A 22,679-nucleotide genomic window follows, 5' to 3' on the forward strand; every position below is an offset into this window, starting at 1 on the left:
CGCGGCGGTTTTCTATCCGGAATAGCGTAAGAACAAAGAGATCGAACAGCGTTTCAGAACGCCTTCGCTCCGGCAGGATGCGTCTGCTTCCATGCCAGCAGGCCGATCCCGATCAGCCCGGAGATGAAGACGGCCGCGCCCGATCCCATGATCGAAGGCCCGATGCCGAACCATGCAAACAGGCTCGGCGACATCAGGTAGGCCAGAAGCAGGCCGGTAAAGATCGCACACATCAGCAGACGATAGACCTGCGCCAGACGATGCGGCTCGCTGCGCGTCTGCATCAGATGCAGCATGGCGAGATTCTCGAAAGGACCGTTGATGGCCGCAAAGCATGCCACGGTCATCAGCCATATCCGGTCATGCATCAGCGGCAGCAGGAAAACCCCCGATCCGAAAATGAGTTTCGCCGCGATGATCCAGACCACCGGCCGGCGCGGCTTGACGCTGCTGAGAATGAGATTGGTCGTCAGGTTGCCGACGCCGTAAGCAGTCATCATCAGGCTGTAGTCGGTCAGCGGATCGGCGCTGGTCTCGCGCAGATGCAGGATCATTCCGAGCAGAATTCCCATCGCCCAGGCGATATTTCCCATCAAATTGGTAAACATGCCATAGAGGATCGCCGCATGCCCCCGCGCCGCGCGCCACCCACCGAGGACGCCGTCCACGACAGCCGCCATTCCGGAAAAATCGCGACGTCTCGGCGCAGAGGGGAGCTTTGCCACCGCCAGCCAGACGGCAAGCGCCGACAGCAGAAAGGTCGCTGCCGTGACGGTGAAGAACTGCGATTTCGGCAAGAGCCCGTTCACGAGTGCGATCAGGCTCGGCCCCAGGATGCGCGCCATGCGGCGGGTGGCATCGAACAGGCCGTTGGTCGCGTGCCGGACCTCCGGATCGACGGCGATCGTCGGGAGCGTCGCCTGCAGCGAGGGATCGAACGTCGATGTCAGCAATGCGATGCATCCCGCAAGCACCATCAGCAACGGCAAGCTCATCAGATGCAGAAGCCCGGCAAGCGAGAGCGTCAGCAACAGAGCCGCGCGCAGCAGATCGGCCATGATCATCGTTACGCTGTGACGCCAGCGATCCGTGACAATGCCGCCAAAGAGGCTGCCGAACAGCAGCGCTCCGGATTGCAAGGCGGAGACATACCCCGCATCGTTGCCGATGAAATCGGCCGCGATCCAGACGACTGCGACCATGTAGAATTCGGAGCCCGTCGCGGCCAGCACCTGGCCGGCCCATAGGAGAGAGATCGAGCGCTGGCCCAACGGCTTCAGGACAAACATGGTCGCATTCTGGTTTCGGAGTGACTTACTTCATGACCTGGCCGTTGACCGACACATGACCGTCGTCGGAAAGATCGATATCCCAGCGCGAGCGCCCATCGGCATCCGTCTTGGCGAACCCCTTGGCCATCATCAGGCCGAAAGAGAGTTGGGAGAGATCGGTCTTCGTCTTGGCAGCCTCCTGGATGGCCGCGATCGTCTTGTCGAGATCGCGGGCAAAAACCGTCATCTTCATGGAGACGCGATCCTTCTCGTTCAGCCAGCCGCGCATGCTGCCGGAAGCTTCGATATCGTAGAGATCCGAGGTGGCGCTGATTTTCGGGAAGTTGATGGTCACCGTACCGTCGGGGAACATCGCCTGCTGCAGCTTGGTATCGATGGCGGTGTTGCTGTCCGGATTCTTGAAGTCGGTCTCCTTCAGGACATCCATCATGGCGGAGAAGTTCAGGTTCGGCACCTGCACCTGGACATCGGCCGCGTCGGGAATGAAGGCGATATAGTCGTCAGGCACCAGGCCAGTAGCCAGAGTGAGCTTTTCGGCATTCAAACCGAAATCGGCATTCATGGCATTGGCCGGACCCGCGACCTTGAAGAAGTAGCCCATCTTCTGCAGCCCGCCATTGCCGAACGGCGTCGTGATCGCCATGTCCTTTATGGCGACGGACTCGTCGAAAGAGCCGACGATCGGCATGGCATCCATCAGCAGCGCCTTGAGCGCCTGGCTGTCCGCATCCGAAAGGTTCTTCTCATCCTTGTGCTCGGAGACGAACTGCAGGAAGGAATTCACCGCCTTCAAGGGCAGCTTCGTCGCGCCCATGTTGAAATCGATCGCACCGACCTTGATTTCGCCGAGCGTCGCGTCATCGGACGAGATCTTGTCGTAAAGCGACTGCAGGCTGCCGTTCATCTTGATGTCGAGCCTGCCCGGCTCGCCGCTGTCGGCGGACGACAGCGTATAGGCGACGCTGTCGGCGGTAGCGTCGTTCTTCTGGACGCTGTTGTTTTCGTCGGTCGTCTTGGTGGCAAAGGTGATCCCCTGCCCCTTCATATCCATGGAACGCAGGTAGTGAAGCGCGGGATCGAAAACGCCCTTTACGGTCGATGAGGCCAATGCATAGCGGAATTCGGTGGCGGGACTGTTGCCCGGCTTGGAATGCGCCGATACATCGAAGGCATTGTTGCCCTCGATATCCCAGAGGCCGCCATCGAGCGGCGTTGCCAGCATCGTCAATGGCTTGAGGCCGCTGATGTCGAAGCCGCTCGCGTTCAGCGTCTCGAGCAGCTTCTGCAGATCATAGGTCACCTCGTAGCGCCCGCTGACCGGCTTGACCGAGATTACGCCGCTCTTGGCGATATCGTCGGGCAGGAAATAGGTCAGATTGCCGTACAGATCCTTCGCACCCTGCTCGCTGACGTCAGCCGCCTGCGCACTGCCGATAACGCCGGCAGCGACGAAAGCCGCTGCAGCAACCGCTTTGAAACGCATAATTCACCCCCAGATATGATGGAAAAGAAACGTGAAAATCCGAAAGAGCCAGATCGGCCTTTCGAGTGGAACCCTATGGTCGCCCTGATACATGGGCTTGCTCCCGAAACTCAAGGCTTCTTCATCACCTGTCCGTTGACCGTCACTGTCCGGTCTTCATCCATGGTGACGTCCCAGCGCAAGCGGCCGTCGGGATCGGTCTTGGCAAAACCCTTGGCAGCCAGCAGGCCAAAGGAAACATTGTTCAGGCCCGGGTTCGCCTTTGCCGCCTCCTGAATGGCAGCGACCGTCTTGTCGAAATCGCGCGCCAGAATGGTCGCCTGCAGCGAATAACCGGAATGCGGCTTGGTCGAGCCCTTCAGCTCGCCGGAAATTTCCACGTCGTAGGCTCCGGATGTCGCGCTGATCTTCGGAAACTCCAGCGTTCCGTAGCCGCTCGGAAACATCGTCCGCTTCAACGCTTCACCCGAAACCGGCGTTGCCCGCGCGGCGATGGCATCGAGCGCGGTATCGACAAGGCCCTCGAAATTGACGTTCGGCACACCGAGCTGCACATCGAGCGCCGTCGGCAGGAACGCCGTATAGGCGGCCGGAATAAGGTCTGCATCGGGCGTGAACTGCTCCGCCCTCAGTTCCAGATTGACGTTGGATGCCTTGGTCAGCCCGTCCATCTTGAAACTGTAATCGATGCGCTTGATGCCGATCTTGCCCTTGTCCGTCGCCAACGAGGCGTTGTTCAGGGTCACGGTCTTGCCGAGCGATCCGAAAATCGGCAAGGCGCGATGCACAAGCTGCTCGAACTTCTCGCTGCCGCTTTGCGAAAGCTGCTTGGCCTTGACGTGCTGAACGAAGAAGCGAATGAGCTCCCGCAGATCCTTCACCGGCAGGCTGGTCGCGGTCACGTTCGTATCGACGCTGTCGGCGCGGAAGGTGATGGGCGAAGCATCGGGCCCCACGGTGAACTGTTCGTTCAAACCCTGGAGGGTGCCCTGCAGTTGCAGATCGACCTTGCCCGCCTCGCTGCTGTCGGTGATCGTATGCGCAAAGGAGGCGCTGTCGATCGTTGCGTCGATCTTCCGTCCGCTCCTCGGGCCGCTGCCGGCGCTGGAGAATTTCACGCCGCTGCTCTTGATGCCCATCGACCGCATCATTTCGATCGCAGGATCGAAAATGCCGTCGAACGAGCTGGAGGCGATCGAGTAGCCGATGTCCGAGGTCGGCGAATGCAGGGCGATATCGAGGCTGTTGTCGCCCGTCAGATGCCACTTTTCCTGCTCGACCGGCTGCGCGAAGAGAGTAAGCGGCTTGAAGCCGGTAACGGAAAACCCGCTGGAATTGATCTTGTCGAAGAATTTCGCGAGATCGTAGACGATCTCATACTGGTCGCCCGCCGGTTTGACGGTCACGAAATCGCTGCGGGCGAGATCCTGCGAAAGCGAGTGGGTCAGGATACCGCGAAGTTCCCTGGCGCCTTGCTCGTTGACGTCGGCTGCCTGCGAAGCGCCGGCGAGACCCATGGAAAAAACCGCGGCGGCGATTGCCCTGGAACGCATGCCCGACCCTTCCTTCTCATCCCGATCGATTGGATTCGACTGTTGATGGCGCCGGGGGTATATGTCAAGTCGTTGATACAAATGGCATCGCAGGCTTGTTCGCGGCAGTTGCAATGTCACCACAAAGCTTCTCGTTCCCTGAGTGCTTGCACCTTGGGCCGCTTTGTATTATACGCCACGCGTCCGCGTAGACACCCTTGGAGGCAACGCGGATGAGGCAGGGCGTGCCCTCCTCCAGTTCAGCCGAGGCGGCATATGGTCGACCGGATGAACTCTCCAAATAACCTCGAAAGGAATAGCCATGAGCCACGAAAGCTACGAGCTCAAGGCCGAGGCGCGCGAACGGGTTGGTAAGGGGTCCGCCCGTGAACTTCGCCGCAACGGTTTGATCCCCGCTGTCATCTATGGTGACAAGCAGGCCCCCATTTCCATCGCTATCAACACCAATGAGGTGACGAAGCGCATCCACGCCGGCGGCTTCCTCACGACGATCGCAACGATCGACGTCGGCGGCAAGAAGATCAAGGTTCTGCCGAAGGACTACCAGCTCGATCCGGTCCGTGACTTCACGGTTCACGTCGATTTCCTGCGCGTTTCCGGCAACACCGCGGTTACCGTCGAAATTCCGGTTCACTTCGAGAACCATGAAAAGTCCCCGGGCCTCAAGGCTGGCGGCGTGCTGAACATCGTTCGTCACGAAGTCGAAGTCCATTGCCCGGCCGATGCCATCCCGGAATTCTTCACCATCGACCTGACGGGCCTGAAGAGCGGCGACAGCATCCACATCTCGAGCGTGAAGCTGCCGAAGAACGTCACTCCGGTTATCGCCGACCGTGACTTCACGATCGCAACGATCGTTGCCCCGGCAGCCGGCCTTACGGAAGAAGCAGAAGGCGGCGAAGAAGCCAGCGCCTGATCGGCATCTTCAACCTGAAGCATTCGAACCCGCCTTCCCCAAGGGGATGGCGGGTTTTTTCATGCCCGCTCGACAATATTAGAAAAAGTAAAAGTAAAAATGACTTGGGCTCTATACTTCGATTGATATCCATTAACCCCAGAATTTCAGCAACATTTAACGGATTCATGAAAATCTGCGCGAAAGAGTTGTAGGAAGCGGCACCCCCAGATCCGCGAGCCTATGACTGGGGAGCTAACGAGATAATGAGCCATTCGGTCGAAAACAGGTTTTTCGCGATCGTTTGCGGTGCGCTGCTGGTCTTCGTAGCGCCGCTCTTTGTCCTTTTCCTTTTTCTGTCCTCCGAACGCGCCGAAAAGGAAATCAAGGACCATATAACCGTTCTCCTCGTCGCCAATGCTCAGGCGCTGGCCAAACCCTTGTGGGATCTGGACGAGGATAGCGTCACCCAGATCAGCGCGACGACGGTCGCGGAAGGCGCGATCGTCCGTGTGAACGTCCGTGATCTCTCCGGCCAGCTCGACGTCACCCAATCGACCATTCCGAAATCCTACAAGGGCAATCTGGAGTCCATTTCCCGGCCGATCGTCTACAACGGCGTGGACGGAGCAAAGAAGCTTGGCGTCATCACGGTCTACTATCCGCAGCTTGGCCTCTTCGACGGCCTGAAGAACGAAGAAATCGTCTTCATTTCCATTTTCATTTTCGCAGTGCTGACCGTTTTCGGCGCGGCGCTGATCGGCAACCGCATTTTTGTCATTCAGCCCCTGATGCGGCTGACCCATGCCATCGAGGCAACGCGCCGGCTGGGTTCGCGCCACCATGTCGACTGGCAATCGAACGATGAGATGGGACGGCTCGCCAATAGCTTCAACGACATGCAGAGCAAACTGCAGCGCGAGGAAAACGAGCTCAAGCTTGCCCATCGACGGGCCACCGACACCTACAATCTGACGCCCGCCATGCTCTTCTCCCTCGACAAGGACGATTGTATCGCCGCCGTCAGCGACTACTGGCTCGCAGCAACCGGCTACGACCGTGCCGAGGTGATCGGCCGCGAATTTGCAAGTCTGGTCCTGCCGGAATCGCGCGCGCAATATGTCGAGCGCAAGACCGGCAATCGAAGCAGCGCCGCGCGCCTTGCCGTGACGGTCAAATTCCTTTGCCGGAACGGCCGCGTCATGGACATTCTGATCCTGGAGACAACCGCGATCCAGGACGGCCAGTCGCTTTCCGTCATGACCGACGTCACCGAACTCAAGCAGTCCGAAGACCGGAATTTGCGTCAGGCGATCACCGACCACCTGACCGGCCTCCTCAATCGCCAGGGCTTCGAGACCGCACTGGACGCCAAGATCAATGAAGCCGATCTGCGCAAGCGCGAGCTCGCATGTCTGTTCATCGACCTCGACCGCTTCAAATGGATCAACGACAATATGGGCCATGCAGCCGGCGACGCCGCCCTGCGCGAGCTCGTATCCCGGCTGCAGAAATGCCTGAAATCGGGCGACATCGCGGCCCGCCTGGGCGGCGACGAATTCGCGATCCTGCTGTTGGCGGAGGATGCCGAGGCGAGAGCCATCGACATGGCAGGCCAGATTGCCGAAATCTTCGAAACGCCCTTCGTGGGCGACGCCCGTCTCAGCGCCAGCATCGGCATCGCCATCTATCCGCGTCACGCCGCCAATGCGGCGGAACTGCTGCTGAAATCCGATATCGCGATGTATGCCAAGAAGCGCGACGGCAAGAACGGCGCGCAGATCTTCGACAACGGCATGCTGGACGACTCGCGACGCCGCGCCGAGCTGGAGAACCATATCGAAACGGGCCTCGGCGAGGACTGGTTCGAAGCCTATCTGCAGCCGGTCGTCAATATGGACGACCGCTCCATCGCCGGTTTCGAGGCGCTGATGCGCCTTCACCATCCACAGAAAGGCATCCTGCCGCCGGCCCGCATCATCGAAGTCGCGGAAGAGACCGGCTCGATCATCCGCATCGGCAACCGCATCATGGAAAAGGCGATCGCCCATTTCGCGCGCCTTTCGCGCCTTGACGGCATGCAGGACACCTATCTCGCCATCAACTTCTCTCCGCTGCAGTTCGAGCCCGAGTTGCCAATGCTGATGGCTGCGGTGCTTTCGCGCCATGATATTTCTCCGCGGCGCATCGTCGTCGAAATCACCGAAGCGGTGCTCATGGACGACAATCCGGAGACGCGCATGGTCATCAACGAGATCTGCCGCTACGGCTGCCGCATCGCGCTCGACGATTTCGGCACGGGCTATTCATCGCTGAGCTATATCAATCGTTTCCCCGTCGACATCATCAAGATCGACCAGTCCTTCATCCGAGCGATCAACGACACCGTCTCCGATGTCAGCGCCAAAAGCCGCATGCTGGTCGAAAGCATCACCACGCTCTCGCACAAGATGAACTGCACGGTCATAGCCGAGGGCGTGGAGACGGAGGAGGAATGCGCGACCCTGCGCACCATGGGCATCGACTATGGCCAGGGCTACCTGTTCTATCGACCTCAGCATCCGGACAATCTGTCGAAGACATTGGCTGCCCTGCAGCAAGACCACCCTTCCCCTGTTGCACAAGCATCATAGCGATGAGGAACCGCATGCGAAAGCCGCTGCTCGTGATTGCAACCAGCCTGTTTTCGCTCACTCTTTTCTCTCCAGCCCGCGCCGACACCGTTCATTTCACCACCGAGGAATATCCGCCCTTCAACTATCGCGACGGCAAGACGGTGGTCGGAGCGACCACCGAGCAGGTGCAGAAGGTGATGGCCGATATCGGGGTCGATTATACGATCACCGTCATGCCCTGGGCCCGGGCCTACAATCAGGCGCTTGCGGACCCCATGACCTGCGTCTTCGCCACAGCGCACAATGAAGAACGCAACGCACTATTCAAATGGGTGCAACCGCTCCTCATCGATCGCAGCATCCTGATCAAGCACGGCGGCTCGGCGGTTACCGCCTCGACCATCGACGAAGCCCGGAAATATCTCGTCGGCACATGGCGGGAGGACTATACGGAAACGATATTGCGCCGGAACAATTTCCCGCGCATCGACATCGGCAGCGACTTCAAGGCGAGCCTGAAGAAACTGATGAGCGACCGCATCGACCTGATGCCGATCTCGGAATTCTATTTCGACAAGCTGAAGGCGGAAGGCAACGCAGTGGAAAAGGTGACCGTCCTTTCCCAGCAGCCCATGGGGATCGCCTGTCAGAAAGATTTCCCCACCGACCTTCTGAACAAAATGCAGACGGCGCTGAATGCGCTGATCGCCAATGGAACCCAGAAGCAGATTTTCCTGAAGTACGGCCTGCACCTCGGCGACTGACCGCATCCCGCCTTGACTTTGTCGCCAAATCCCTGTCGTGAAGGGCATCGGTATTTTCCAAGGGGTGAAGCGCATGCTTCTCATCGCGGGCCTCGGCAATCCGGGCGCCAAATATCAGGGCAATCGCCACAATATCGGCTTCATGGCCGTGGATGCGATCTACCGCCGCCACAGCTTTTCGCCCTGGTCGAAGAAATTCAAAGCGGAAATTGCGGAGGGCGAGCTCGGCGGGCAAAAGGTGCTGCTCATCAAGCCGCAAACCTTCATGAACCTCTCGGGCGAGGCCGTCGGCGAAGCCATGCGCTTCTACAAGCTTCAGCCATCCGACCTCGTGGTCATCTACGACGAACTCGACCTGCCGGCCGGCAAGGCGCGGCTGAAGACCGGCGGCGGCCATGGCGGCCACAACGGCATCAAGTCGATCGACGCCCATTGCGGCAAGGAATATCGCCGCCTGCGTCTCGGCATCGGTCATCCGGGCGCCAAGGAACTCGTGCACAATCATGTTCTCGGCGATTTCGCCAAGGCCGACCACAGCTGGCTCGAGCCGTTGTTCGACGCGCTTGCGGACAATGCCGACATGCTGGTGCGGGGCGAAGATTCGCAGCTGATGAACAAGATCGCCCTCGCGCTGGGCGGCAAGGCGGAGGAAGACGCACCGAAGCCGGAAAAGAAGGCGACAGCCAAATCCCACATCCATCAGGCGCGCAATCACAACCAGCCGAAGATCCCGGAAACCGGGCCGATGGCTGAGATGCTGAAGAGGATGTTCGGCAAGAAGGATAGTTGACATGCCGGAAGCGTCGAACGGAAGCGCCGCAGATATTGTCCTCCGCCCGGTCGCAAATGCGGATCTGGCGACGCTGCTTGCGCTTTATCGGCACCTGAACACCGAAGACCCATCGCTGGATATGCGATTGGCGGAAAGCCGCTTTGCGGAAATCCTCATTCATCCGGGCATGACGATCTTTGCGGCCTTTGCCGGGGCGCAGGCCGTTTCTTCCGTCACGCTGGTCGTCATTCCCAATCTCACGCGTGGCGGCGCGCCCTATGCGCTGATCGAGAACGTGGTGACACATGCCGATTACCGCCAGCGGGGACTTGCCGGCAAGGTCATCCGCAAGGCAATTGCGAGCGCCTGGGAAAAGGGCTGCTACAAGGTCATGCTGCTGACCGGCTCGAAAGACCCTGCAACGCTGCGCTTCTACGCCAATTGCGGCTTCACGCAGGACAAGACCGGCTTCCAGATCCGCCGCTCCACGGCAGCTTAGCCGATGACGACCGTTCCTATTCTTCCGGCTCGGTCGTGAACATCAGCGGGAAGCCGGCGCTCTTGGCAAGATCGACGGCCTCCTGGGCCTTCGTCTCGGCGATATCCCGCGCGCAAACCATCACCACGCAGGTTCCAAGCTTGTGCGCCGTCATCATGACACGGTAGCCGGCCTCCTCGCTCATGCGGAAGACGGCCTTCAGCACCATGATGACGAATTCCCGCGGCGTGTAATCGTCGTTGACGAGAATGATCTTGTAGAGCTTCGGCCTATCGAGCTTCGGCTTGGTTTTAGTCTTTGGTTTCAGGACAACATCATTGTCACTCATCGGCATCACCGTTGACGACAGGAAAAGGGCTTTTGGCTGATACTCCCATTATAGTGCAGTGCACTACATCGTTCAAGGAGGCTCATGTCAGGGAGACAATATGGCAGATATCCGATCTCAGCCCTTCCTTTCTGCAGAAAAGCGGCTCTTTGCTTGCCCAAGACTTGACCCGCAACGGCCCATCCCCCATAGGCACAGCAAAGATTTTCAAGATATGGACAAGGTGCCATGGGTTTCAAATGCGGTATCGTCGGACTGCCGAATGTCGGCAAGTCCACTCTGTTCAACGCGCTGACCAAGACGGCGGCGGCGCAGGCGGCGAATTATCCCTTCTGCACGATCGAACCGAACACGGGTGAAGTCGCGGTTCCTGATCCGCGCATGCGCAAGCTGGCCGACATCGCCAAGTCGAAGGAACTCATCCCGACGCGTATCTCCTTCGTCGACATCGCCGGCCTCGTGCGCGGCGCGTCGAAGGGCGAAGGCCTCGGCAACCAGTTCCTCGCCAATATCCGCGAAGTCGACGCCATCGTGCATGTGCTGCGCTGCTTCGAAGACAGCGACATCACCCATGTCGAGGGCCGCATCAACCCGGTTGCCGATGCCGAAACGATCGAGACCGAGCTGATGCTCGCCGATCTTGAGAGCCTCGAGCGCCGCACCGAGCAGACACGCAAGCGCGCCACCGGCAAGGACAAGGAGTCCATGGCGATGCTGCCGATCATGGACGCCTCTCTGGCATTGCTGCAGGAAGGCAAGCCGGTTCGCACGCTCCTTTCCAAGCTGGACGCGGAAGAGATCCGCATCCTCAAGAGCCTGAACCTTCTGACGTCGCACCCCGTACTCTATGTCTGCAACGTCGCCGAAGGCGATGCCTCGACCGGCAACGAGCATACGGCAGCCGTCGCCGCCATGGCCAAGGAGCAAAATTCGGAAGTCGTCATCATCTCCGCCGCGATCGAGGCTGAAGTTGCGCAGCTGCCCGATGAGGAGGCGACGGAATTCCTCTCCGCGCTCGGCCTCGACGAAGCCGGTCTCGACCGCCTGATCCGCGCCGGCTACAAGCTGCTGCACCTCATCACCTACTTCACGGTAGGGCCGAAGGAAACGCGCGCCTGGACGATCGAACAGGGCACCAAGGCGCCACAGGCCGCAGGCGTCATCCATTCGGATTTCGAACGCGGCTTCATCCGCGCCAACACGATCGCCTATGACGACTACATCGCCTACAACGGCGAAACCGGCGCCAAGGAAGCCGGCAAGGCGCGCGACGAAGGCAAGGAATACGTCGTCCAGGACGGCGACGTGATCCACTTCCGCTTCAACACCTGATCCGCTTTTTCCTGCCGGCGCCTATCTGAGCGCCGGCAATCTCCGCTGCATGCCGGCGGGCAAGCACCGCACGACGATGCGACGCAGGTCGGCCCATCCGATGCCGATGACCAGCACGACCAGACCGACGATCATCAGCACCAGGAAGCCGACCTTGTCGAGACCGGCATTGTTGTGCCGAAGAATGGCCGCGGTCGCCAGGCCGAGCGAGACGAGGCCGGCGGTCACGAAAGCACGGCGATCGATGACAAGGCCGATCAGCATCATCACCAGGACCGCAATCAGGACCGTCACCGCCTGCGTATACCTCCCGAAGAGAGCGTCGGTAAGGTTGGTGAAGACGGCGCCACCGCTGGCAAGCTCCAGGCGCAACGCTAGCAGGACGGTCGAATAAAGCAGCGCCGGAGCGGTTACCAGATGCAGCCAGAACGCCACGTCGGAGCGGCGCGTGACCCTGCCCGGATCGCTGAGATCGAAACGCATCGCCAGGGCAAAGCTGCCAAGTGCCGCGATCAGAAATATCGAGAGCGTCGTGATCGGATAGTCGATCGCCACATTTGAAGACCCCGTCACCGAGCCGACGACGTAGAAGACCGCAGCCAGCAACAAGCCGAACAATGAGAACAGGAATAGCGCCAGCGCCAACGGCACCCGGTAGCGCCAGTAAAACAACGCCAGCAACGGAGGGAATGGCGCGGCTATGACGATCGCGCCGATGGTGGCGTTATCGACCAAACCCTGCGTCGAGCCGACATAGCTCACCACCGTATGGAACAGCCAGACGATGAGCGCGATGGTCAAGACGACGGCCGGAAGCGCGAGCCGCTGGCGGCGCACCAGAATCTCCGCCAGAATGACGATCGCCAGCAAGGATACGTACCGGTTCGCCAGGCCCCATAGTCCGACAAGCAGGACGATGATGCCGATGGTGATGAGCACATCGTGGAAGCCGCGAACGAAACGCGGCGCTTCCGTATCCTCCAGCGGATTGGAATCATCAAGCAAACGCGGCGTCGAAAGAGCGTGCCCGGTCGGAAGCGCTCCGATGCTCTTCGCGTTCAGATAGGGCAGCAATCGCTCCGCCTGGCTGGAGGAAATAATCCCCTCGCCGGCTGCTTCTTCCAGTGCGATTTTGAGTTCGCTCATTCTTCTCTCGTTTCGTCTCGCCGTCACCAAGCCTCAACATATCGCCGCACTACAATCAAGAGCTGTCGTGCGCCAATAGGCAATCACCTTCAAGCCCATCTCCCTATAGTCATGAAAATGCTTGCGCCGGCACTGCGGGCCATGCGATTGCCCAAGGGCAAGATGTGGAGGACGACAGAGGATATGACGAAACTCGTCTATGAAGACTTCCAGCCGGGCCGGGAATTTCCGCTCGGCCCCAAACATGTGACGGCGGCTGAGATCGTCGAATTTGCCAGCGAATTCGATCCGCAGCCGATGCATCTCGATGAGGACGCCGGCCGCGCAAGCATTCTCGGCGGCCTTGCCGCTTCCGGCTGGCACACCTCGGCCATGTTCATGCGCATGATGTGCGACTCCTACCTCCTCGCGACCGATGCGCAGGGCGCCCCCGGCATCGATTTCATGGAGTGGAAGAAGCCCGTCCTGGCTGGCGATACCCTGTCCGGCCGATCCATCGTCATCGAGGCGCGCCCCATGCGCTCCCGGCCCGGCATCGGCATCGTCAAGTTCCGCCACGAGATCGAGAACCAGCGCGGCGAGCTCGTCTGCCTTGGGGAAAACGCCACGATGATCCGGTTGCGCGCCGGTGCGGAGGTATCGGCATGAAGATGAGCGAACTCTATGCCATCGGCGAACGCGTCGAGATCGGCAGCCACACCTTCACTCCGGAAAGCATCATCCACTTCGCGTCGCGCTTCGATCCGCAGATCTTCCACATGGATGCGGAAGCGGCCAAGCAATCGCTGTTCGGCGGGCTCTGCGCCTCCGGCTGGCATAGTTGTTCGATGTGGATGCGCAGCTTCGTGGATTACTGGAAGGCGGAAACGGCGCGGCTGATCGCCGAAGGCAAGACGCCTCCCAATCTCGGTCCCTCGCCGGGCTTCAAGAACCTGCAATGGCTGCGGCCGGTCTTTGCCGGCGACACGATCACCTATGGCGTCGCGATCCTTGGCAGCCGTCCGCTGGCCTCGCGTCCCGGCTGGGCGCTCTATACGCTCGCCTGCGACGGAATAAACCAGCACGGCACACCGGCCTTGCGCTTCGAAAGCACCGTGCTGGCCTTTGAATAGTGACCTGCGGGGCCGTCCCTGACGGACCCGCCAGCCTTCCGAAACCGATCAGTGTCCGGCGAATTCCACCAGCGTGTGAACCGGCACGTCAAGCTCTTCGAGCTTCTTGCGGCCGCCGAGATCCGGCAGGTCGATCACGAAGCACGCGGCAATGACCTCGGCACCGATCTGGCGCAACAGTTTCGTCGCACCGACCGCTGTGCCCCCCGTTGCGATCAGATCGTCGATAAGGATGACCTTTTCGCCCGGATTGACTGCGTCCCGATGCATTTCCATCTCATCGACGCCATATTCCAGGCTGTAGGCGATGCGGACGATATCGTGCGGCAGCTTGCCCTTCTTGCGGATCGGCACGAAACCGGCCGACAGCTGATGTGCCACCGCTCCCCCAAGAATGAAGCCCCGCGCTTCCATCCCGGCGATCTTGTCGATCTTGGAGCCGGCATAGGGCTGCACCAGCGCATCGATGGCGCGACGGAACGCCCTGGCGTCGCCGAGCATCGTCGTAATATCACGGAAGATGATGCCGGGCTTGGGATAGTCCGGAATGGAACGGATGCTGGCGGCGAGCTCCGAAGCAACAGTGTTCATGAAATATGTACTCTCAGGCTATGAATAGGGCCGGCCGCACCCTACCAAGACCGGGGCTCCATACCAACAAAAAAGCGGCCCCGAAGGGCCGCTCTTTCGCTTGATTGTTGCAAGGCTCAGTGCGCGCCTGCCTTCGCATAGACCGACCGCTTGGTGAGGTAGATCAATACCGAGAAGATCAGCAGGAAGATCATGACCATGAAGCCGGTGTGCTTGCGGTCTTCGAGATGCGGCTCGGACGTCCACATCAGGAAAGCAGCCACGTCGCGCGCATATTGGTCCACCGTCTGCGGCGAACCGTCATCATAGGTCACCTGGCCATCCGAAAGCGGCTTCGGCATCGCAAAGGTCGCCGCCGCATCGAAATACGGGTTGTAGTGCGAGTTCTGCGGCACGGTGAAGCCCGCCGGCGCATCTTCATACCCGGTCAGCAGCGAGTAGATATAATCCGGACCGCCTTCCTGATACTGCGTGAAGATGTCGAAGATGAACTGCGGGAAGCCGCGTTCGACTTCGCGTGCCTTGGCAAGCAGCGACATGTCAGGCGGCACGGCCCCGTTATTGGAGGCAGCGGCGGCCTCGTCGTTCGGGAACGGCGAGTTGAAATGATCAGACGGAAGCGCCTTGCGGGTGAACATCTCACCTTGAGGGTTCGGTCCGTCCTGCACTTCGTAGTTGGCGGCAAAGGCCTTCACCTGTGCTTCCGAATAACCGAGGTCTTCCAGCGTACGGTAAGCCACCAGCTTCATCGAATGGCAGGCGGAACAGACTTCCGTATAGACCTTCAGGCCACGCTGAAGCTGCGCCTTATCGTAATAGCCGAACGGGCCGGCGAAGGTCCAATGCTGCTCGCGCGGCTCCTTCAGCGGATAGTGCGGCGTCTCGCTTTCTGCGGCAGGCTTCGTTTCCGCTGCGATGACGGCAGCAGTCGTGAGGCCGCCGAAGAGCGTAAGCGACAGAAGCCCGACAATAATCTTTTTCATCGTTTTCTACCTCTATCGCCGATTACGCTTGAACCGGAGCGGGAACTTTACCGCCCTGTTTTTCAAGAACCGCTTCCGTAATGGAATTTGGAATGCGCTTCGGTGTCTCGACTATGCCAAGCACCGGCATGACGACGAGGAAGAACAGGAAGTAGAACAGCGTCGCGAACTGCGCAGCCGTGGTGTAGATCCCCTCTGCCGGCTGAGAACCAAGCCAGCCGAGCAGGACGGCATCGGCGACGAACAGCCAGAAGAACAGCTTGAACCAGGGACGATAGACGGCAGAACGAACCTTCGACGTATCGAGCCACGGCAGGAAGAACAGCACGATGATGGCGCCGAACATCGTCAAGACGCCGCCAAGCTTGGAGTCGATAGGCCCGATGTTGAAGGTGATCGAACGCAGCATCGCGTAGAACGGCAGGAAGTACCATTCCGGAACGATGTGTGCCGGCGTCTTCAGCGGGTTTGCCGGAATGTAGTTGTCGGCATGGCCGAGGAAGTTCGGCAGATAGAACACGAAATAGGCGAACACCAGCAGGAAGATGGAAACGCCGAGCGCATCCTTCAGCGTCGCATAGGGCGTGAAGGGCACGGTATCCGTCTTCAGCTTGACTTCGACGCCGGTCGGGTTCGTCTGGCCCGTCACATGCAGCGCCCAGATGTGCAGGATGACGACGCCCGCGATCATGAACGGCAGCAGATAGTGCAACGAGAAGAAGCGATTGAGCGTCGGATCGTCAACGGCAAAACCGCCGAGCAGGAAGGTCTGGATCCAGTCGCCGACCCATGGGAAAGCCGAGAAGAAGCCGGTGATGACGGTGGCGCCCCAGAAGGACATCTGACCCCAGGGCAGAACATAGCCCATGAACGCGGTCGCCATCATCAGCAGGTAGATGATCACGCCGAGAATCCAGAGGATTTCGCGCGGCGCCTTGTAGGAGCCGTAGTACAGACCGCGAGCAATGTGCAGGTAGACGGCCACGAAGAAGAAGGACGCGCCGTTGGCATGCATGTAGCGCAGCAGCCAGCCGTGATTGACGTCGCGGACGATCTTTTCGACCGAATTGAAGGCGATTGCCGTATTGGCCGCGTAATGCATGGCCAGGACGACGCCGGTCAGGATCTGCAGGACCAGCATCACGGCCAGCATGGCGCCGAACGTATAGGCGTAGTTCAGGTTGCGCGGGACCGGATAGGCAATGAAACTATCGTAGACCATACGCGGCAGCGGAAGCCGCGCGTCTACCCATTTTTCGAGCCCTGTGGATGGCTCGTAAGACGAATGACCACTCATGATTCAGCTCCCCCTCAACCGACCTTGATCTTCTTTTCCGACGTGAACGCATATTGCGGTATGAAGAGGTTCTGCGGCGCAGGCCCATGGCGGATGCGACCGGCAGTATCGTAGACCGAACCGTGGCAGGGACAGAACCACCCGCCATATTCACCCGCCTGACCGAGCGGGATGCAACCGAGATGGGTGCAGACGCCGATCATGACCAGCCAGTTCTCCTTCCCATCGCCAGCCGAACGGGCAAGATCGGTTGCCTGTGCGTCGGCCGGGAGATTGGCATTGCGAGCAACCGGATCCTTCAGGTCCGAGAGCTGCGCGGCCTTGCCATCGTCGATTTCCTTTTGCGTGCGGTTGCGGATGAAGACGGGTTTGCCACGCCATTTCACCGTCAGAGACATGCCGGGCTCAAGGCTCGACACATCGACTTCAATGGATGCAAGAGCGAGTGTCGATGCGTCAGGCCGCATCTGGTCGATAAACGGCCATGCGACGGAAACTGCGCCCACCGCACCGGCCATACCTGTCGTCAAATAAAGGAAATCGCGACGAGTCGGCTCGCCGGTGGACTCAACTGTCGTACTATGCTCGCTCAAGGCTGCACATCCTCTTCCGCAAAACCACGGCAGAAGCCGCGGTACCCCCTCACTAACGGCGAATCATCGCGACCATAATTCCGCCATAGATTCCTCCGTAACCCGCTGCGTTCTAAGCTTGATCGCAAATTATGTCCAGTCTTGGCAAGGGGAGAGGGCACAATGTCGCGGCAAAACTGCGCTATTGCGTCGCAAGTCGGGAGCTTGAAGGCCCCTATCGCCAGGGCGAACGGTTAAACGCATGAAAAAGCAGGGGATTCGCATGGGGCCTTGTTGCGCTGCAAGGCAAAATGAAAAGCAATTTCAATGCTGCATTGCATAAAATAAGGCAATATCAGCACTTTTCTCATGTCGCAGGGACTAACCTTTACCTCTTAAAACCGAATGGATTTCCTGTGCGATTTGTGGACGATTATGGTCCTTGCCCTGCGCATTCGAAGCATCGAGAAATGAAGCACGAGAACTTGTCATGAGACACACGGTTTATTGCGTACTATGCGTTCTCGCTACATTGGCGCTGGGTATCCTTGCGGCGCGCTATGTTGCCGATTCCTGGTTGCTGGCTTTTTTCGAAAGCCTGCAGACCCACATAAGCCTGTTTGCGATCATACTCGCGTTGACCGCATTCTTCTTCAAGCGCCACTGGTATGCGATGGTCCTGGTGGCGGCCGGAACGGTGCTGCTGGTTCACTCGGTCATCATGCTGCAGGAATACGCCGCATCCTCGATCATCGCTTCGGCAGAGGCAAGCGGCGGCCACTTCAGGCTCCTGTCGTTCAACATCGAGGACAGCAATTTCGAAAACGGCACCCGCATCGCCGATCTCATCGTCGCTTCGAAAGCCGATGTCGTCGAGATTTTCGAAGCGGGCCCGATCTTTTCCGATATGGACCGCATCTTGAAAGTCTATCCTTACCGCATCGGTTGCGGCGTGATGACCACCGATTGCGACTCGCTGCTCCTGTCGAAGAGGCCGTTCCAGACGCAGCTCATGCGCAGCCTCGGCAGCCTCTGGGACAATCGTTTCATTCTGGCCACCATCGATATGGACGGCCAGCCGGTGAATTTTGCCTCGGTTCATCTGAGCAAGCCCTATTTCGACGCATTCCACCAGATTGAGCTCGGCCTTCTCGCGCCAGCGCTCAACGACGTGAAAGGGCCATTGATTCTCGCCGGAGATTTCAACGCGTCGGTCATCGCTCCGGATATGCGTGACTTTCTCGCCGCAACCGGTCTGCGCCATGCCTTTCCCGAGCCCGCAACCTGGCCGATCGCGGCAGGCGCCTATGGCATCACCATCGATCACGTTTTCGCGCGCGCGCCGCTGCGGCTGGTATCCGTAAAGCAGATCCGCGATGCGATGGGCTCGAACCATTTCGGCTTGATGACGGAGTTCAGCGTGCCCCGGCACCCCTGATCGCGTGGCTTCGAGGTCGATCGGAAGGCGCGATCAATCCGCGTCCGCCGCGATAAAGCCGCCGGACTGGCGTGCCCAGAGTTCGGAATAGAGACCGCCACGCGCGATCAGCTCGTCGTGCGTGCCCTCTTCGATAATCTTGCCCCTGTCGACGACAATCAGCCGATCAAGCTTGGCGATCGTCGACAGCCGATGTGCGATCGCGAGAACGGTCTTGCCCTTCATCAGCGTGTCGAGGTTGGACTGCAGTGCCGCCTCTGCCTCCGAATCCAGCGCCGAGGTGGCCTCGTCCAGCACGAGGATCGGGGCATCCTTCAGCATGACGCGCGCAATCGCGATGCGCTGGCGCTGGCCGCCGGAAAGCTTGACGCCGCGCTCGCCGACATGAGCGGCATAGGCGCTGCGCCCCTTCTGGTCCTCCAGGGTGGTGATGAAACCATCCGCCTCCGCCTGCCTTGCGGCTTCCACCATCTGCTCGTCGGTGGCATCCGGGCGGCCGAAGAGGATGTTGTCGCGAACGGAGCGATTGAGCAGCGCGGTATCCTGCGTCACCATGCCGATGGCGCCGCGCAGCGACTCCTGCCGCACGGCGGCGATGTCCTGCCCGTCGATCAGGATACGGCCGCCTTCAAGGTCGTAGAAGCGCAGCAACAGATTGACGAGGGTCGTCTTGCCTGCGCCAGAGCGTCCGACGATGCCCACCTTCTCGCCGGCAGCCACCCTGAGGGAGAAATTGTCGATGACGCCGCCGCCGCGCCCGTAGTGGAACGTGGCATTGTCGAAGCGGATCTCCGGGCCGGTGATCGTCAGGTCCTTCGCATCGGGCCGGTCCACCAGCCCGATAGGCTCGGAGATCATCTCGGCAGAATTCTGGATCGTGCCGAGATTGCGCATGATGGCGTTGAATTGCGCCATCATGCGGCCGAAGAGCATGTTCAGCCGCAATACCATGCTGAGCGTGAAGGCAACGCCGCCGGTCGAAATCTCTCCCGATAGCCAGAGATGCACGGCCAGCGCCCCGATGCTGGTGATCATCACGCCCGACAGCAGCGCCAGCGACGAACGTACGCCGGTCAGCAACCGCGTAAATGGCATGACGGCGGCCTGGAAGCGATCGAAGCCGCTGCGGATATAGTGGTCGTTCTGCTCCTCGCGACCGAAGAGCTTCAGCGTCTGGATATTGGCGTAGGCATCGACCATACGCCCGTTCAGCATCGAGGATGCCTCCGCCGCGTTGCGGGCATGACGCCGGATGCGTGGCACGAAATGGCGGGCGAGCAGGGAAAAGACGCCGATCCAGACCGCGATCACCAGCGCCAGCCGCCAGTCGAGCCCGCCGACCAGCGCAATGGTCGAGGCGGCATAGATGATGATGAACCAGACCACCTGCAGCAGCGACACGACGAGGTCGCCCGTCGCCTGCCCTGCCGACCAGACCTTGGTGACGACGCGCCCGGAAAAATCGTTCTGGAAGAACTCGACCGATTGTCTCGCCACATGCCGGTATGCCTGCCAGCGCACGAGATTGAGAAAGCCCGGAACGACCACCTGCTCCTCGACCAGCGCACCGAGGCTGACGACCACGAAACGCACGACGAGCACGACGAAAACCATGCCAAGCAGCGACGCGCCATGGCCGGCGAGCAGCCCGCTCCAGCCCTCGCCCGGCTTCACCTTGTCGAGGATGTCGACCAGATGGCCGACGAACCAGAACAGCGCCGCCTCGAGCATGGCGACCGCGCCGCCGAGCGCCGCCATCGCCAGGAAAGGTCCCTTGGCCTGGCCGACATAGTACCAGATGAAAGCGCCGAGCGACCGCGGCGGCCGAAGATCGCCGCCGCGATAGTAGGGATCAATCCACGTCTCGAACAGACGGAACACGGAACGGATGAACATGTGAGCGATATAGGCAATTTCGCCGGGCACGCAAAGGAAACGGCCCCGTTGCAAAGGTTATATTTTCGTTAGGTTTCAGGCGAACGCCTGCCTCGCAGGCCCCGCAAAGAGCAAGGGCGGCTTTCGCCGCCCTTGCCTGATCCTCATTCCGCTGCCGCCTCGGCTTCTTCATGGTCGGCGAGGAAGCCACCCGACTGGCGGCTCCAGAGCTCGGAATAGATACCGCCGTTCTGGACCAGTTCCTGATGAGTGCCCACCTCGATGATCCGGCCCTTGTCGAGCACGACGAGGCGGTCCATCTCGGTCAGCGTCGACAGGCGGTGCGCGATGGCGATCACCGTCTTGCCATGCATCAGCGCGAAGAGGTTTTCCTGGATCGCCGCTTCCACTTCGGAATCGAGCGCCGAGGTCGCCTCGTCGAGCACCAGGATCGGCGCGTCCTTCAGGAAGACGCGGGCGATCGCGATACGCTGCCGCTGGCCGCCGGAGAGCTTGACGCCCCGCTCGCCAACCTGCGCATCGAGCCCGGTGCGGCCCTGCATGTCGACAAGGCCCTCGATGAATTCCCAGGCATTGGCGCGCTTGGCCGCCTGGATCACCTCCTCGTCGGTCGCATCCGGCCGGCTGTAGGCGATGTTGTCGCGGATCGAGCGGTGCAGCAGCGACGTATCCTGCGTCACCACGCCGATCATCGAACGAAGGCTGTCCTGCGTCACCCCGGCGATGTCGTGGCCGTCGATGGTGATGCGGCCGCTCTCCAGATCGTAGAAGCGCAGCAGCAGGTTCATCAGCGTCGTCTTGCCGGCGCCCGAGCGACCGACCAGGCCTACCTTTTCACCGGCGCGGATATCCAGTGTCAGATCCTCGATCACGCCCTTCGCCTTGCCATAGTGGAAGCGAATATGATCGAAGCGGATAGCGCCCTGCCTGGCCGCGATCGGCGAGGCCGCCGGCCGGTCGATGATGTCATGCGGCTTCGTCATCATCTCCATGCCGTCATAGACGGTGCCGATGTTTTCGAAGAGCGCCGAGACTTCCCACATCACCCACTGCGACATGCCGTTGATGCGCATGGCAAGGCCGATGGCGATGGCAATCGAACCGACTGCGATCGAACCATTGAGCCAGAACCAGATCGACAATGCCGAGACGATGAACAGCGCCGCACAGTTGTTGGTGTAAACAGCGGCGTTGAACAGCGTTATCTTGCGCATCTGCTTGTGCACCGTGTCGAGGAACTCCTCCATGCCGGCCCGGGCGTAGCTCTCCTCGCGGCCCGCATGCGAAAAGAGCTTCACCGTCGCGATGTTTGTATAGCTGTCGACGACACGTCCCGTCATTGTCGAACGTGCGTCGGCCTGCTGCGCGGCGATCTTGCGCAGCTTCGGCACGAAGTAGGAGACGATACCGATGTAAATACCGAGCCAAATCACGATCGGAATCACCAGTCGCCAGTCCGCCATCGCGATGACGAAGATCATCGACAGGAAGTACGTCACCACATAGACGAAAACGTCGAGGAGCTTCATGACGGTTTCTCGCACGGCAAGCGATGTCTGCATCACCTTGGTGGCGACGCGGCCCGCGAACTCGTTGGCAAAAAAGGTCATGCTGTGACGCAGCAGGAAGCGGTGCATCTGCCAGCGCGCGATCATCGGGTAGTTGCCGATCAGCACCTGGTGCATGATGAAGCTGTCGAGCACCGCCGCCAGCGGCAGGCCGACAAGCACCATCGCCCCCATCCAGAAAAGCTTGGGCCATTCCGTTTGCAGGAAGGTCGCCCTATCGGCCTTCGTCAGCCAATCGACGATATCGCCGAGGAACTGGAACAGCGCCACCTCGCCGATCGCGATCGACATGGTGAGGATGCTCATGGCGATCAGCCAGGGCGCGGCCGGCTTGGTGTAATGCCAGCAGAAGGCAACAAGACCGCGCGGCGGAGCGTCCGGTATCTCGCTCGGAAATGGATTTAGTCGGCGTTCAAACCAGCCAAACATTGAAATGCTCCAAAGACTCGACCTTTTGACCAACCACTGCGCCTAAAGGTCGCGGACTGATATGGTGGCCGGGCGATGAAAGAACGAGGCCACACTGGCCGCGAAATGAATCGA

20 protein-coding genes are annotated in these 22,679 nt (G+C 60.1%); 9 read left to right on the forward strand and 11 right to left on the reverse strand.

The window, feature by feature from the left end; all coding sequences use genetic code 11:
- Positions 1-53: 53 nt before the first annotated feature.
- The 3 genes from ACQZ6J_RS02800 to ACQZ6J_RS02810 form a co-directional block, all read right to left on the reverse strand.
- Positions 54-1,289 (reverse strand): MFS transporter, encoded by a 1,236-nt coding sequence (locus tag ACQZ6J_RS02800; RefSeq protein ID WP_449081799.1) that lies wholly within the window; start codon positions 1,287-1,289, stop codon positions 54-56.
- Between the two features lie 25 nt (positions 1,290-1,314).
- On the reverse strand, positions 1,315-2,775 hold the full coding sequence (locus ACQZ6J_RS02805) for a hypothetical protein (protein WP_449081801.1): 1,461 nt from the start codon (positions 2,773-2,775) through the stop codon (positions 1,315-1,317).
- Between the two features lie 110 nt (positions 2,776-2,885).
- On the reverse strand, positions 2,886-4,328 hold the full coding sequence (locus tag ACQZ6J_RS02810; protein ID WP_449081803.1) for a hypothetical protein: 1,443 nt from the start codon (positions 4,326-4,328) through the stop codon (positions 2,886-2,888).
- Positions 4,329-4,629: 301 nt separating this feature from the next.
- Between ACQZ6J_RS02810 and ACQZ6J_RS02815 the strand changes: the two genes are divergently transcribed.
- The 5 genes from ACQZ6J_RS02815 to ACQZ6J_RS02835 all read left to right on the forward strand — a co-directional run bounded on the left by ACQZ6J_RS02815 (position 4,630) and on the right by ACQZ6J_RS02835 (position 9,873).
- Positions 4,630-5,244: a 50S ribosomal protein L25/general stress protein Ctc gene (locus ACQZ6J_RS02815; protein WP_163987898.1), complete on the forward strand. Its 615-nt coding sequence runs from the start codon at positions 4,630-4,632 to the stop codon at positions 5,242-5,244.
- 245 nt (positions 5,245-5,489) lie between these two features.
- Complete coding sequence (locus ACQZ6J_RS02820; protein WP_163987899.1) at positions 5,490-7,856, forward strand: EAL domain-containing protein; 2,367 nt, start codon at positions 5,490-5,492, stop codon at positions 7,854-7,856.
- A 14-nt stretch (positions 7,857-7,870) separates the two neighbouring features.
- Positions 7,871-8,602 (forward strand): substrate-binding periplasmic protein, encoded by a 732-nt coding sequence (locus tag ACQZ6J_RS02825; protein ID WP_449081806.1) that lies wholly within the window; start codon positions 7,871-7,873, stop codon positions 8,600-8,602.
- Positions 8,603-8,675: 73 nt separating this feature from the next.
- Positions 8,676-9,392, forward strand: a complete 717-nt coding sequence (gene pth, locus ACQZ6J_RS02830; RefSeq protein WP_449081808.1) for an aminoacyl-tRNA hydrolase — start codon at positions 8,676-8,678, stop codon at positions 9,390-9,392.
- A 1-nt stretch (position 9,393) separates the two neighbouring features.
- Entirely contained in the window at positions 9,394-9,873 is a 480-nt protein-coding gene (locus ACQZ6J_RS02835; RefSeq protein ID WP_449081810.1) for a GNAT family N-acetyltransferase, read from the forward strand.
- Between the two features lie 16 nt (positions 9,874-9,889).
- Here the strand turns inward: ACQZ6J_RS02835 and clpS are convergent, their stop codons facing one another.
- Complete coding sequence (clpS, locus tag ACQZ6J_RS02840; protein ID WP_449081812.1) at positions 9,890-10,201, reverse strand: ATP-dependent Clp protease adapter ClpS; 312 nt, start codon at positions 10,199-10,201, stop codon at positions 9,890-9,892.
- Positions 10,202-10,429: 228 nt separating this feature from the next.
- Between clpS and ychF the strand changes: the two genes are divergently transcribed.
- Positions 10,430-11,533, forward strand: coding sequence for a redox-regulated ATPase YchF (ychF, locus tag ACQZ6J_RS02845; protein ID WP_449081814.1), 1,104 nt, complete (start codon positions 10,430-10,432; stop codon positions 11,531-11,533).
- A 21-nt stretch (positions 11,534-11,554) separates the two neighbouring features.
- On the opposite strand, the gene ACQZ6J_RS02850 is transcribed toward ychF, so the two are convergent.
- A complete protein-coding gene (locus ACQZ6J_RS02850) occupies positions 11,555-12,679 on the reverse strand; it encodes a hypothetical protein (protein WP_449081816.1) in 1,125 nt (374 codons plus the stop codon).
- 183 nt (positions 12,680-12,862) lie between these two features.
- Between ACQZ6J_RS02850 and ACQZ6J_RS02855 the strand changes: the two genes are divergently transcribed.
- Entirely contained in the window at positions 12,863-13,327 is a 465-nt protein-coding gene (locus ACQZ6J_RS02855) for a MaoC family dehydratase (RefSeq protein ID WP_449081818.1), read from the forward strand.
- Positions 13,324-13,791 (forward strand): MaoC family dehydratase, encoded by a 468-nt coding sequence (locus tag ACQZ6J_RS02860; RefSeq protein WP_163987907.1) that lies wholly within the window; start codon positions 13,324-13,326, stop codon positions 13,789-13,791. The genes ACQZ6J_RS02855 and ACQZ6J_RS02860 overlap by 4 nt, the downstream gene beginning before the upstream one ends.
- A gap of 48 nt (positions 13,792-13,839) precedes the next feature.
- On the opposite strand, the gene ACQZ6J_RS02865 is transcribed toward ACQZ6J_RS02860, so the two are convergent.
- The 4 genes from ACQZ6J_RS02865 to petA form a co-directional block, all read right to left on the reverse strand.
- Positions 13,840-14,382 carry an adenine phosphoribosyltransferase gene (locus ACQZ6J_RS02865; protein WP_163987908.1) on the reverse strand — a complete coding sequence of 181 codons (543 nt, stop codon included), beginning with the start codon at positions 14,380-14,382 and terminating at the stop codon, positions 13,840-13,842.
- Between the two features lie 116 nt (positions 14,383-14,498).
- Complete coding sequence (locus tag ACQZ6J_RS02870; protein WP_163987909.1) at positions 14,499-15,365, reverse strand: cytochrome c1; 867 nt, start codon at positions 15,363-15,365, stop codon at positions 14,499-14,501.
- 22 nt (positions 15,366-15,387) lie between these two features.
- Positions 15,388-16,662, reverse strand: coding sequence for a cytochrome b (locus ACQZ6J_RS02875; RefSeq protein ID WP_163987910.1), 1,275 nt, complete (start codon positions 16,660-16,662; stop codon positions 15,388-15,390).
- Positions 16,663-16,676: 14 nt separating this feature from the next.
- The gene (gene petA, locus ACQZ6J_RS02880) at positions 16,677-17,255 is read right to left on the reverse strand and encodes a ubiquinol-cytochrome c reductase iron-sulfur subunit (protein ID WP_163987911.1); all 579 of its coding nucleotides are present in this window, start codon (positions 17,253-17,255) and stop codon (positions 16,677-16,679) included.
- Between the two features lie 469 nt (positions 17,256-17,724).
- Here petA and ACQZ6J_RS02885 point away from each other — a divergent pair, with 469 nt between their 5' ends.
- Positions 17,725-18,672 (forward strand): endonuclease/exonuclease/phosphatase family protein, encoded by a 948-nt coding sequence (locus ACQZ6J_RS02885; protein WP_163987912.1) that lies wholly within the window; start codon positions 17,725-17,727, stop codon positions 18,670-18,672.
- Positions 18,673-18,705: 33 nt separating this feature from the next.
- Here ACQZ6J_RS02885 and ACQZ6J_RS02890 read toward each other — a convergent pair whose 3' ends face one another.
- Positions 18,706-20,568 carry an ABC transporter ATP-binding protein gene (locus tag ACQZ6J_RS02890; protein ID WP_449082750.1) on the reverse strand — a complete coding sequence of 621 codons (1,863 nt, stop codon included), beginning with the start codon at positions 20,566-20,568 and terminating at the stop codon, positions 18,706-18,708.
- Positions 20,569-20,711: 143 nt separating this feature from the next.
- Positions 20,712-22,565 (reverse strand): ABC transporter ATP-binding protein, encoded by a 1,854-nt coding sequence (locus ACQZ6J_RS02895; RefSeq protein ID WP_163987913.1) that lies wholly within the window; start codon positions 22,563-22,565, stop codon positions 20,712-20,714.
- Between the last annotated feature and the right edge of the window lie 114 nt (positions 22,566-22,679).

This window comes from Rhizobium sp. A37_96 (assembly GCF_053521765.1).

Bases quoted from the DNA above. Each gene is read 5' to 3' on its own strand.
- ACQZ6J_RS02825 (WP_449081806.1), top strand. From the start codon at position 7,871: ATGCGAAAGCCGCTGCTCGTGATTGCAACCAGCCTGTTTTCGCTCACT.
- ACQZ6J_RS02800 (WP_449081799.1), bottom strand. From the start codon at position 1,289: ATGTTTGTCCTGAAGCCGTTGGGCCAGCGCTCGATCTCTCTCCTATGG.
- ACQZ6J_RS02895 (WP_163987913.1), bottom strand. From the start codon at position 22,565: ATGTTTGGCTGGTTTGAACGCCGACTAAATCCATTTCCGAGCGAGATA.
- clpS (WP_449081812.1), bottom strand. From the start codon at position 10,201: ATGAGTGACAATGATGTTGTCCTGAAACCAAAGACTAAAACCAAGCCG.
- ACQZ6J_RS02870 (WP_163987909.1), bottom strand. From the start codon at position 15,365: ATGAAAAAGATTATTGTCGGGCTTCTGTCGCTTACGCTCTTCGGCGGC.
- ACQZ6J_RS02860 (WP_163987907.1), top strand. From the start codon at position 13,324: ATGAAGATGAGCGAACTCTATGCCATCGGCGAACGCGTCGAGATCGGC.
- ACQZ6J_RS02835 (WP_449081810.1), top strand. From the start codon at position 9,394: ATGCCGGAAGCGTCGAACGGAAGCGCCGCAGATATTGTCCTCCGCCCG.
- ACQZ6J_RS02885 (WP_163987912.1), top strand. From the start codon at position 17,725: ATGAGACACACGGTTTATTGCGTACTATGCGTTCTCGCTACATTGGCG.
- ACQZ6J_RS02820 (WP_163987899.1), top strand. From the start codon at position 5,490: ATGAGCCATTCGGTCGAAAACAGGTTTTTCGCGATCGTTTGCGGTGCG.
- pth (WP_449081808.1), top strand. From the start codon at position 8,676: ATGCTTCTCATCGCGGGCCTCGGCAATCCGGGCGCCAAATATCAGGGC.
- ACQZ6J_RS02815 (WP_163987898.1), top strand. From the start codon at position 4,630: ATGAGCCACGAAAGCTACGAGCTCAAGGCCGAGGCGCGCGAACGGGTT.
- ACQZ6J_RS02865 (WP_163987908.1), bottom strand. From the start codon at position 14,382: ATGAACACTGTTGCTTCGGAGCTCGCCGCCAGCATCCGTTCCATTCCG.
- ACQZ6J_RS02805 (WP_449081801.1), bottom strand. From the start codon at position 2,775: ATGCGTTTCAAAGCGGTTGCTGCAGCGGCTTTCGTCGCTGCCGGCGTT.
- ACQZ6J_RS02875 (WP_163987910.1), bottom strand. From the start codon at position 16,662: ATGAGTGGTCATTCGTCTTACGAGCCATCCACAGGGCTCGAAAAATGG.
- ACQZ6J_RS02850 (WP_449081816.1), bottom strand. From the start codon at position 12,679: ATGAGCGAACTCAAAATCGCACTGGAAGAAGCAGCCGGCGAGGGGATT.
- ychF (WP_449081814.1), top strand. From the start codon at position 10,430: ATGGGTTTCAAATGCGGTATCGTCGGACTGCCGAATGTCGGCAAGTCC.
- ACQZ6J_RS02890 (WP_449082750.1), bottom strand. From the start codon at position 20,568: ATGTTCATCCGTTCCGTGTTCCGTCTGTTCGAGACGTGGATTGATCCC.
- ACQZ6J_RS02810 (WP_449081803.1), bottom strand. From the start codon at position 4,328: ATGCGTTCCAGGGCAATCGCCGCCGCGGTTTTTTCCATGGGTCTCGCC.
- ACQZ6J_RS02855 (WP_449081818.1), top strand. From the start codon at position 12,863: ATGACGAAACTCGTCTATGAAGACTTCCAGCCGGGCCGGGAATTTCCG.